This is a genomic window from Tsukamurella sp. 8F (assembly GCF_029167375.1).
GTDB lineage: Bacteria > Actinomycetota > Actinomycetes > Mycobacteriales > Mycobacteriaceae > Tsukamurella.
On record NZ_JARFTP010000043.1, the window covers coordinates 17,394 to 27,483 of the forward strand.

Annotated in this window: 9 protein-coding genes and 2 pseudogenes; 4 read left to right on the forward strand and 7 right to left on the reverse strand. The window is 70.2% G+C overall.

The genetic code is table 11. The annotated features are described in order from the left end of the window. Nucleotides 1-25 precede the first annotated feature (25 nt). Nucleotides 26-988, forward strand: a complete 963-nt coding sequence (rlmB, locus tag P0W64_RS20940; RefSeq protein WP_275482120.1) for a 23S rRNA (guanosine(2251)-2'-O)-methyltransferase RlmB — start codon at nt 26-28, stop codon at nt 986-988. A gap of 39 nt (nt 989-1,027) precedes the next feature. Here the strand turns inward: rlmB and P0W64_RS20945 are convergent, their stop codons facing one another. Further along, a complete protein-coding gene (locus P0W64_RS20945) occupies nt 1,028-1,600 on the reverse strand; it encodes a hypothetical protein (RefSeq protein WP_275482121.1) in 573 nt (190 codons plus the stop codon). Nucleotides 1,601-1,694: 94 nt separating this feature from the next. Between P0W64_RS20945 and P0W64_RS20950 the strand changes: the two genes are divergently transcribed. Beyond that, nucleotides 1,695-2,300: a TetR/AcrR family transcriptional regulator gene (locus P0W64_RS20950; RefSeq protein ID WP_275482122.1), complete on the forward strand. Its 606-nt coding sequence runs from the start codon at nt 1,695-1,697 to the stop codon at nt 2,298-2,300. A gap of 83 nt (nt 2,301-2,383) precedes the next feature. Here the strand turns inward: P0W64_RS20950 and P0W64_RS20955 are convergent, their stop codons facing one another. From P0W64_RS20955 to P0W64_RS20980, 6 genes and pseudogenes are all read right to left on the reverse strand, one after another. After that, nucleotides 2,384-3,139 (reverse strand): 5-oxoprolinase subunit PxpA, encoded by a 756-nt coding sequence (locus P0W64_RS20955; protein WP_275482123.1) that lies wholly within the window; start codon nt 3,137-3,139, stop codon nt 2,384-2,386. A 10-nt stretch (nt 3,140-3,149) separates the two neighbouring features. After that, a complete protein-coding gene (locus tag P0W64_RS20960) occupies nt 3,150-4,064 on the reverse strand; it encodes a metal ABC transporter permease (protein WP_275482124.1) in 915 nt (304 codons plus the stop codon). Further along, nucleotides 4,057-4,812 carry a metal ABC transporter ATP-binding protein gene (locus tag P0W64_RS20965; RefSeq protein WP_275482125.1) on the reverse strand — a complete coding sequence of 252 codons (756 nt, stop codon included), beginning with the start codon at nt 4,810-4,812 and terminating at the stop codon, nt 4,057-4,059. Before P0W64_RS20965 ends, P0W64_RS20960 begins: the two co-directional genes overlap by 8 nt. After that, nucleotides 4,809-5,705, reverse strand: coding sequence for a zinc ABC transporter substrate-binding protein (locus P0W64_RS20970; protein ID WP_275482126.1), 897 nt, complete (start codon nt 5,703-5,705; stop codon nt 4,809-4,811). Before P0W64_RS20970 ends, P0W64_RS20965 begins: the two co-directional genes overlap by 4 nt. Nucleotides 5,706-5,886: 181 nt before the next feature. Beyond that, nucleotides 5,887-7,332, reverse strand: a pseudogene (locus P0W64_RS20975) (SulP family inorganic anion transporter); the annotation flags it as partial. 183 nt (nt 7,333-7,515) lie between these two features. Further along, nucleotides 7,516-8,487, reverse strand: a complete 972-nt coding sequence (locus P0W64_RS20980; RefSeq protein WP_275482127.1) for a pirin family protein — start codon at nt 8,485-8,487, stop codon at nt 7,516-7,518. Nucleotides 8,488-8,640: 153 nt separating this feature from the next. Between P0W64_RS20980 and P0W64_RS20985 the strand changes: the two genes are divergently transcribed. Together P0W64_RS20985 and P0W64_RS20990 are read left to right on the forward strand one after the other, a co-directional pair. Beyond that, nucleotides 8,641-9,711 carry an AMP-binding protein gene (locus tag P0W64_RS20985; protein ID WP_275482128.1) on the forward strand — a complete coding sequence of 357 codons (1,071 nt, stop codon included), beginning with the start codon at nt 8,641-8,643 and terminating at the stop codon, nt 9,709-9,711. Beyond that, nucleotides 9,711-10,090: pseudogene (locus tag P0W64_RS20990) on the forward strand (aldehyde dehydrogenase); the annotation flags it as partial. The gene P0W64_RS20985 and the pseudogene P0W64_RS20990, both read left to right, overlap by 1 nt.

A 10,090-nucleotide genomic window follows, 5' to 3' on the forward strand; every position in this document is an offset into this window, starting at 1 on the left:
ACCTATCGAGAGCCGAGGAGAACCCATGGCAGGCAACTCGCAGCGCCGCGGCGCGATCCGCAAGTCGGGCACCAAGAAGGGCCAGGTCCAGGGCTCCGGTGGTGTGCGACGACGCGGGCTGGAGGGGCGTGGCGCTACCCCGCCCGCCCACATGCGGCCCAACCATCCGCAGTACAAGAAGGCGAGGGCCGCCGCGAAGTCGGGCGGCGGCCGGCCCACCCGAGGCGGGCGCCCCGGCAAGCCCGCCGAGGACGGTCCGGAGTACGTCCTCGGGCGCAACCCCGTAGTCGAGTGTCTGCGCGCGGACGTCCCGGCGACTGCGTTGTATGTCGCGCTCGGCGCGCAGAACGACGAGCGGCTCACCGAGGCGGTCACCGCGGCGGCCGACCGCGGCATCTCCATCCTCGAGGTGCAGCGCTCCGAGCTGGACCGGATGAGCGAGAACGGGCTGCACCAGGGAATCGCCCTGCAGGTGCCGCCGTATTCCTACGCGCACCCGGACGACCTGCTGACGCGTGCGCGGGACCGTGGCGAGGCACCGCTGATCGTCGCTCTCGACAACATCACGGATCCGCGCAACCTGGGCGCCGTCATCCGGTCCGCCGCCGCATTCGGTGGCCACGGGGTCGTGATCCCCGGTCGGCGCACCGCGTCGGTCACGGCCGTCACGTGGCGGACGTCCGCGGGCGCTGCGGCCCGGCTACCGGTCGCGCAGGCGCCGAACCTCAACCGCACGCTCGCCGACTACGCGGCCGCGGGGCTGCAGATCGTGGGGCTGGACGCGGGTGGCGACGTCTCGCTGTACGACTACGACGGGACGACGGGCACCGTCGTCGTGGTGGGGTCGGAGGGCAAGGGGCTGTCGCGCCTGGTCCGGGACAACTGTGACTCGATCCTCTCCATCCCGATCGCGTCGTCGGTCGAATCCCTCAACGCGTCCGTCGCGGCGGGCGTGGTACTCGGCGAGTTCGCGCGCCAGCGCGCATAGCCGGCCGGTGCGGCCGGCGGTACGGCGCCCCGGATGTCGTCAGCGACGGAGCCGCCGAAGCAGCGCCGGACCGATGATCAGAACCGCGACGACCGCGAGCCATACCGGGCCGGCCAACACGCCCACCAGTGTCACGAGCCCGACGGCGACGACTGCGAGGAGCGCCGCGATAACGATCAGCAGCGCGGCGGCGCGACGGCCCATCGTGCGGTGCCAGCCGTATTCGGTCAGCTGCGCGTAGGCGAACCGGGCCGAGTCGTTGGTGGGCTGCAGCTCCCATTTGCGCGTCGCCTTCTCGTAGGTGGCCGCGAACTCCCATGTGTGGCCCGTGCCCGCGAGCAGAGTCGCGCGGACCGGCAGGATTCCGGGGCTCCAGGTGTACATGCCCGGCGCTCGCTCGCCTGGGCGGACGACGGTCTCGATCGCGGCGGGCACGTCTGTCAGGCGATAGCTGCGGTCCTGCTCGTCGAGTACGAGGCCGGCCCTGGTCGCGCCCGCCCGGACGATGAACTCGGCCGGGCCCAGGCGGTCGACCGTGACGCCGGCGTCCTGTGCCGCGGCGGCCATCCGGGCGACCGCCGACTCCGTGGTCTCGTGCGTGCGCTGTGTCATGCCTACAGGACATAGCACGGCGCTTCGGGCCGGGTGAAGAACGCCTTGTACACGTCGGAGTGGCGGTGCTCGGGGTCGGCGATACTGGGAGGCGATGAACGAGTCGGTGGAGCGGCCCACCAACGGGGCCGACGAGAGGCTCGCCGCGCGGCGGGTGACGATGCTCGACGCGGGCGTGGGTCTGCTGGGCGCCGCGGACGGACCGGCCGTGAGCGTGCGCGCCGTGTGCCGTTCGACATCGATCACGGAGCGCTACTTCTATCAGGCGTTCGGCACGCGCGACGATTACGTGCGTGCGGTCTATCACGACGTCAGCGAGCAGGCTCGGGCGGCGCTGGCGGCGGCGATCACGGCACACCCGAGACAGGAGGCCCTCGCCGCGGCTGCGGTCGACGCGTTCGTGGGCCTGATGATCGACCGGCCCGATATGGGCCGAGTGCTGCTGCTGGCGCCGTACCGGGAACCCGCACTCGCGACGTTGGGCCTGGGCCACATGCCGGACTTCTTCGCGCTCGTCGCCGCCTCGCTGCCCGACGGCGTGCCCGCCGACGTGCGGGAGATGACGGCCGTCGGGCTGGTCGGCGCGCTGACCGCGCTGTTCACCCAGTTCCTGACAGGCGGGCTGGCGGTGGACCGGGACACGCTGGTCGATCACTGCGTCGGGATGCTCACCACAGCGGGTCGTGGCCTGGGGCGGTAGGGGTCACCTCCGCAGTGCGACGGCGTCAGCCGCGCGGGCCTGCTATTCGGTCGGCGAGGCTGACAGCGCCGCGTTGCCGGGCATCAGCAGAAGGTCGCCACCTCGATGCCGACGGCGTCCAACTCGGCGCGGATCCGGCGGGCGACGGCAACCGCGCCGGGGGTGTCGCCGTGAACGCAGACCGACTGAGGATCGATCGCCACGTCTTCGCCGTCGATGGATTCGACTGCGCCGACCCGGATCATCCGCACCACGCGCGAGGCGATCTCGTCGGGATCGTGCAACACGGAGTCCGGTAGTGACCGCGGGACGAGGGCGCCCTCGGCGGTATAGGCGCGGTCGGCGAACGCCTCCGTGACCGGGCGCAGCCCCGCGGCCTGCGCGACGGTGAGGAACGCCGAGCCGGGCAGCCCGAGGACTGGGAGCCCGGGCGCGCAGGCGGAGATCCCAGCCGCTACGGCCTCGGCCTGATCGCGATTGTGGACGATCGCGTTGTACAGCGCCCCATGGGGTTTCACGTACTCGACGCGGCCGCCCACGCTCTGCGCGATCGCTTGCAGCGCGCCGACCTGGTAGATGACGTCGGCCATCAGGTCGTCGAACGGGACCTCGGTGAAACGTCGCCCGAACCCGCGCAGGTCCGCATACCCGACCTGCGCCCCGATCCGGACGCCACGGCGCACCGCCGCGGAGCAGGTAGCGCGCAGGGTCGTCGGATCGCCGGCGTGGAAGCCGCACGCCACGTTGGCGGACGTGACCAGGGGGAGTAGGGCTTCGTCGTCCCCGAGGTGCCAGGTGCCGTAGGACTCGCCGCAGTCCGCGTTCAGATCGATACGCACGGGCTCCAGGCTAGTGCGTGTGCTGCGTGTCCCGGGCCACGGCGATCTCGGGCGCCGGCACGCCGCGCCGGGACTCGGAACGCATCCGTCCCACGATTCGGCACACCAGATAGATGAGGAACGAGAGGCTCGTGACGAACACCGACACCGGCAGAGCGGGCGCTAGCGACAATACGATCCCGCCGACCGCGGCGACCAGTGCGAAGGTGACCGACAGCACGGTCGTGCGGACAGGGGAACTGGTGACCCGCGCCGCGGCCGCGCCGGGGGTGATGAGCAGGGACATCACGAGCAGGGCGCCCACGATCTGCACGCCTTGCGCAGCGGCGGCGCCGACCAGCATCGCGAACAGCACGGTGAGTCCGCGGACAGGCACCCCGTGGGCGGCGGCGACGTCGGGGTCCGTCGAGAGGAAGAGCAGCGGCCGGTATACGAACGCGAGGATGAGCAGGACTATCGCCGCGGTCCCGGCCATGAGCCACACACCCTTGAGGCCGACCGCCACGACCTGCCCCGTCAGCAGCGAGAACGCCGTGCCCTGCCGCCCGGGGTAGAGCGCTAAGAACAGCACGGACAGGCCGAGGCCGAACGCCATGACGACGCCGATCACCGAATCCCGTTCCCGTGCATACACGCCGAGCAGCCCGAAGATCGCGCCGGCTGCGATCGCGCCGAGCAGCGCGCCGGCGCCTACGTTGAAGCCCACGAGCAGCGCGAACGCAGCGCCTGTCAGCGACAGCTCGGACGTGCCGTGCACGCTGAACGCCATCTGCCGCGACACGATCAACGGGCTCAGCACGCCCGCCAGGACTCCGAGCAGCGCAGCAGCGAAGATCGCCTGCTGCACGAATCCCTGCCGTAGCAGCTCCCAGGTGACGCCGAATTCGAACATCTGGCGCAGGTGTTCCGTCATGTCGTCAGTCACCTCCCACCACGACTAGACGGTCGCGTACCTCGATGACGTCGACCGGGGCGCGGTACAACCTGGAGAGCACCTCGGACGTCATCACCTCGCGCGTCGGGCCGATCTGGAAGCGCCCGTCCACCAGGTACAGCACCCGATCGACGTAGGGCAGTATCGGGTTGATCTCATGCGACACGAACAGTACGGCGGTACCGAACCGGCGACGGCGGCGCTCGATGAGCGACACCGCCAGTTGCTGGTTGCCGGGATCGAGGGACAGCAGCGGCTCGTCGCACAGCAGGACCGCCGGATCGGATGCCAGCGCCTGTGCGACCCGTAGCCGTTGCTGCTCACCGCCGCTCATGGTGCCGACGGAGCCGTCGGCGAACGACATCGCGCCGACCTGCGCGAGGGCTGCGTCGACGGCGATCCGCCGCTCCCTGCGCCCGCGTATCCCGAGGCCCCACCGCTCACCGTCGTACCCCAGGCCGACGAGGTCGCGCCCGCGCAGGGGCACGGACTTGTCGAGCGCGCGCTGCTGCGGGATGTATCCGACCGTCCCGCGGACGTCGACGGTGCCCGCCGAGAGCTGGGCCTGGCCGAGCAGCACGCGTAGGAGTGACGTCTTCCCCGCTCCGTTGGGGCCGAGGATCGCGACGAACTCTCCGGGCGCGATGTCGAGATCGAGGGCCGACCACAGCGTGCGCTCGCCGAAGCGGAGCGCGGCCCCCTGGAGGTGGACGACCGGATGGTCGGGTGCTGGGCTCACTTGACGGCTGCGGCGAGGGCGTCTACAAGGCCGCCCTGCCACTTCACGTAGTCCGTGACGCCGGCGGGAAGGGTCTCCGTGACGGTCACGACGGGGACGCCCGACGTGCCCGCGAGCTTCTGCAGGGTCGTGGTCACGGAGCTCTCCGTCTGCGAGTTGAGAAGGAGCGCGCGCACCTGCCTGTTCTTGATGAGGTCGGTGGTCGTCGCGATGTCGGCGGGCGACGGATCGGTGCCGGATTCGATCGCGTGCAGGAACGCCTCGGGGGTGGCGTCGGTGACCCCCGACTCCTCGAGCAGATAGCCCGCTACGGGCTCGGTGGACGCGATCCGCGCCTTCCGGCCCTTGAGCCCCTCGGCGCGCTGCAGCACACCGTCGACCTGGGTGTCGAACTGCGATGCACGCTTGGAGTACGCGCCGGAGTGGGCGGAGTCCTTCTCGCCGAGTTGCTTGGCGAGGGCGTCCGCGACCTTCTTCATCGTGGCGAGGTCGTAGAAGACGTGCTCATTCACCTCGCCGCCGTGGGCGTCCTTGGCATCGTCCGTGCCGAACTTCAGCTTGTAGGCGTCGACCCGCGGGACGTCGGTGCCGTCGAGGGCGGAGTCCATGTAGGCGTCGTAGTGCCCACCGTTCTCGACGACGACGCTGGCCTGCTTGACCTTGAGCGTGTCCTGGGCGCTGGGCTCGAACTCGTGCGGGTCGCCCGTGGGGTTGGTGAACAGCGCCGTCACGTCGGCGTCGGGGCCTGCGACGGCCTTGGCGATCGAGGCGTAGACGTCGGTCGATGTGACCACCTGGGGCTTGCCGTCCCCACCGCCGGAAGTTCCTCCGCTGCTGCAGGCGGCGACGGTGGCGACCGCAGTGACGGTGGCGGCGAGCAGGCGCAGGCGCATGATGATCCTCCGATAAGGGCTTCATCGGCAACCACGGAGGTTCCGATGGGTGAAATGACAACCGTTATCGAAAGAGTAGACCGCGCGCCGCGCCTGCGCTACTCGGGCATCAGCCGCGCTTGGTCAGCAGCCGTCGTGGCGGCGTGTGCGCGACGGTGTCGAGCGGCAGGTGGCGTGCCCGGATCTCGACGGTGCCGCCGATGCCCTCCTGTGCCTTTCGAAAGTCCTCGATCGCGTCGTACGCGGCGTGGTCGAGGAAGTCGAGGTCGAGGTCGACGACGGCGTCGGCGCCCTCGGGCACCTTCGCGAGCGCGCTGGTGATGCGCGGTAGCGACAGGAATGTGGCGCTACCCGTGACGGTGACCAGCCACCGCTGCGAGCCCTCGGGGCCGATGGTCTCGACGGTGGCGTGGGCGCGGACGACGCGCCACACAACGATCGCGATCGCCAGGACCAGGCCGATCGCGACGCCCTCTAGCAGGTTGAGGAACACGACGCCTAGAACGGTGACGAGGTACACGGGGAGGTCACCGGTGCGGCTGGCGAGGGAGATGTGGCCGACCTTCACCAGCTGCAGGCCGATCACGATGAGCAGGCCGGCCAGCGCGGCCAGCGGGATCTGCTGGACGAGTCCGGTGAGCAGCACCGAGAAGACGAGGATCCAGACGCCGTGCAGGATCGCCGATGTGCGGCTGCGCGCACCGGCCGCGACGTTGGTCGAGCTGCGGACGATGACACCGGTCACGGGGAGGCCCCCGAGCAGGCCGCTGGACATGTTGGCCGCGCCCTGGCCGATCAGCTCACGGTTGAAGTCGGTGCGCGGCCCGGTGTGCATCTTGTCGACCGCGACCGCCGACAGCAGGGACTCGACCGACGCGATGAGGGCCACCGTCAGGACGCCGATCGCGAGGGCGCCCCAGTTGCCGTCGGGCATGGCGGGCAGGCCGATGGCGTCGAAGAGGGAGCCGTCGAGGGTCACGCGGTCGACGCCCGAGAGGCCGAGCGAGGCGACGGTCGCCGAGATGATGGCGACCAGTGGGCCGGGAACCACGCGGACCTTGGCGGGTAGGTACTTCCAGCCCAGGAGGAGGGCGATGACGAGGCCGCCGATCGCGACGTGCGACCAGTCGGGGGCCGCGAGGGAGGCCGGCAGGGTCGAGATGTTCTCCCACGCACTGGAGCGGCTGTCACCGCCGAGTAGGACGTGCAACTGCTGCAGCGTGATGGTGATGCCGATGCCTGCGAGCATCGCGTGCACCACCACCGGCGCGATGGCGAGCGCCGCACGGGCGGTGCGGGACAGGCCGAAGAGGATCTGAAGGATTCCGGCGACAACCGTTATGAAACAGGTTGTCTTCCAGCCGAATCGGTTGATCAACTCGGCGACGACCACCGTGAGTCCGGCTGCCGGGCCCGACACCTGAAGCGGTGAGCCGCCGAGCGTGCCGGCGACGATGCCGCCCACGGCCGCCGCGATGAGGCCCGCCATGACGGGGGCGCCGGACGCGATGGCGATACCGAGGGACAGGGGCAGGGCGACGAGGAAGACGACGAGGGAGGCGAGTATGTCGTGGCGCAGGTTCGATCGCGCCACGACTCGGGCGTGGGTGAGGGATCCGAGCGACATGCCAACGCAGATTACGGAGAGTTCTTTACGAACTCCTTAACTGATGACTGTTAGTTCTGTTATGTCAGAATCATTGGTGTCGAACGTCACCCGGGGATGGTCGTGTATCGGGGACTTCGGGGCGCGAACTGCGGCGGATCAGGCCCATCTCGCCGCAGTCTCGCCCCGTAAGTAGGAGGAGCATTATCGGGCCGTGTGCGGCATGAGCGCGTCGGCGGGGATGTGGCCGAAGCGCCCGGACTGGTAGTCCTCGAGCGCCTGCACGAGCTCGGCGCGCGTGTTCATCACGAACGGCCCGTACTGCACGACCGGCTCGCGGATCGGCCGGCCGCCCAGCAGCAGCACCTCGAGGGCGGGGCGGTTCGAATCCTGGCCCGTGTCGGCGTCGATGCGGATCCGGTCGCCCGGGCCGAACAGCGCGAGCCGGCCCTCGCGGATCGGGCGACGGTCGGGCCCGACGGTGCCGCGACCGGACAGCACGTAGGCCAGCGCGTTGAAGTCGCGCGGCCAAGGCAGATCGAGTTCGGCACCGGGGGAGACGGTCGCGTGCGCCATGGTGATCGGCGTGCGTGTGGAACCCGGACCGGCGTGCCCATCTACGTCGCCCGCGATCAGACGGACGAGTGAGCCGCCGTCGGTGCTGGACAACAGGGTGGCCTGCCCGCCCTCGATCGACTGGTAGGCGGGTGTCGCGAACTTCTCTGCGCGCGGCAGGTTGACCCACAGCTGGATGCCGTGGAACAGCCCGCCGGATTCGACGAGCTCGGCCGGCGGGGTCTCGATGTGCAGTATCCCGGAGCCCGCGGTCATCCATTGAGTGGCGCCGTCGTGGATCAGGCCGCCGCCTCCATGGCTGTCCTGGTGGGCGAAGCGACCGTCGATCATGTAGGTCACGGTCTCGAAGCCGCGGTGCGGGTGCCAGTCGGTGCCCTTCGGCTCGCCGGGCTGGTAGTCGACCTCCCCCATCTGGTCCATGTGGACGAACGGATCGAGATCGCGGGCATGCACTCCGGCGAATGCGCGAACCACCGGGAAACCGAGGCCCTCGTGGCCGCGGGGACCGGTGGTCACGGTGCGCACCGGGCGCTGGGTCTGGGTCTCGTCGGCGGCCGCGATGCGGGGCAGGGTCAGGGTGTCGGCAGTGACGGCGGGCATTCTGGTGCCTCCTTGTCGGTGGCTGATGCGGACACCCGATGTAACCGGACCACGGTCCGAATAATTCCGTGGAGGCGAATTCTCGTGCGCCGTGCGGTGAACAGCGGGCGTCGTCGGGTGCGAGAACGCACCCGGTGCGTCAGTATCCGCTGCGTGGCCGACTTCTCCCTGCTCGACGTGCCGCGCGACGCACCACCCGATCCCGAGGCATACCTCCGGGCGGCGGTCGCGTGGCACTTCGGCGAGGAGACGGGCTCGCCGTTCTGGCTGCGGGCGAAGGAGTCGCTCGGCTTCGATCCCGTTGCGGAGATCCGGACACACGCCGACCTGCGCCGGTTCCCGGATCGGCTCGGGGCGTTGCGTGACGCGCCGATCGAGGACCTCGTGCCGCGCGGCTACGGAGACGCTGTGCCGCTCGTGTTCGAGTCCGGCGGCACCACGGGCGCGCCGAAGCGGACGGCACAGCTACCGGACTGGGTGGAGCAGGTGACGCGATGGCAGACCGGGGACTTTGCGCGGGGTGGATTCGTCTCCGGCGCAGGGCTGCTCGGCCTCATGCCGAGCGGCCCGCATGGTGTCGGCTACTTCTCGCGTGCCGTCGCCGGCCGGCTGGGATCGGCGTACCACACGGTCGACTTCGATCCTCGGTGGGCGAAGCGTCCGGTGGCCGGCGGTTCGGCCCGCGAGACGTACATAGCGCATCTCGCCGAGCAGGCGCGGCACGTGATCGAGACCCAGAACATCGCGAACCTGCACGTCACGCCGCCCCTACTCACCGCTCTCGCCCGCGACGACGGCATAGCGGCCCTGATCGCGGAGAAGGTGCGCTTCATCCTCCTCAGCGGCGCGCACGTCGACGCCGACACCCTGGACGTGCTGCGTGACCTGTTCCCCGACGCCGCGATCACGATGGTCTACGGCAGCACGATGATCCTGTCGCAATGCGCCACCCGTGACCCCGCGGCCGACGTGTTCGTCTTCGACCCCCGTTCGCCGTACGTGACCTTCCGTGTCGTGGACGGTACCGGTGAGGAGGTTCCATACGGCATGCGCGGTCGCGTCGTCATGAACCATGTGAGCAGGAGCATGTTCATTCCGAACAACCTCGAACGGGACACCGCCGTGCGGGTTCTGGGACCGGACGGTGCCGTCGGAGACTCCGTCAGCGATGTGACCCCGGTGGAGGAGTTCGAGGGGGAGAGGATCGTCGAGGGGGTGTACTGATGGAGCTGGACGCGCTGGTCGCAGGCGGCGAATACCGCTCGCGCAAACTGGAACTCGTCCGCGACGCAAACGGAGACAGGGTAGCCGAACTGGCCGTGGTGCCGCCGCTGCTGGTGGCACGGTGCGTGGCTGCGCAGCGCGGGGCTCGGCCGCTGCCGGTGGTGGAGCGGGCCCCGGTGCTGGCGCGGGCGGCAGACGTGTTCGCCGGGGATGTGCTGGGCGGGTTGGGCTTCGACGAATACGTGGCGCTGACGTCGCGCGCGGCGGGCCTGCCGATCTCGGTCGCGCGGGCCGGGGCGCGCGCGGTGCTGGACGGGCTCCGCAGCGCGCACGTGAGCGTCGGCGCCGCGCGTCCGGCGGGGGCGGCCTTCGGCGCGCG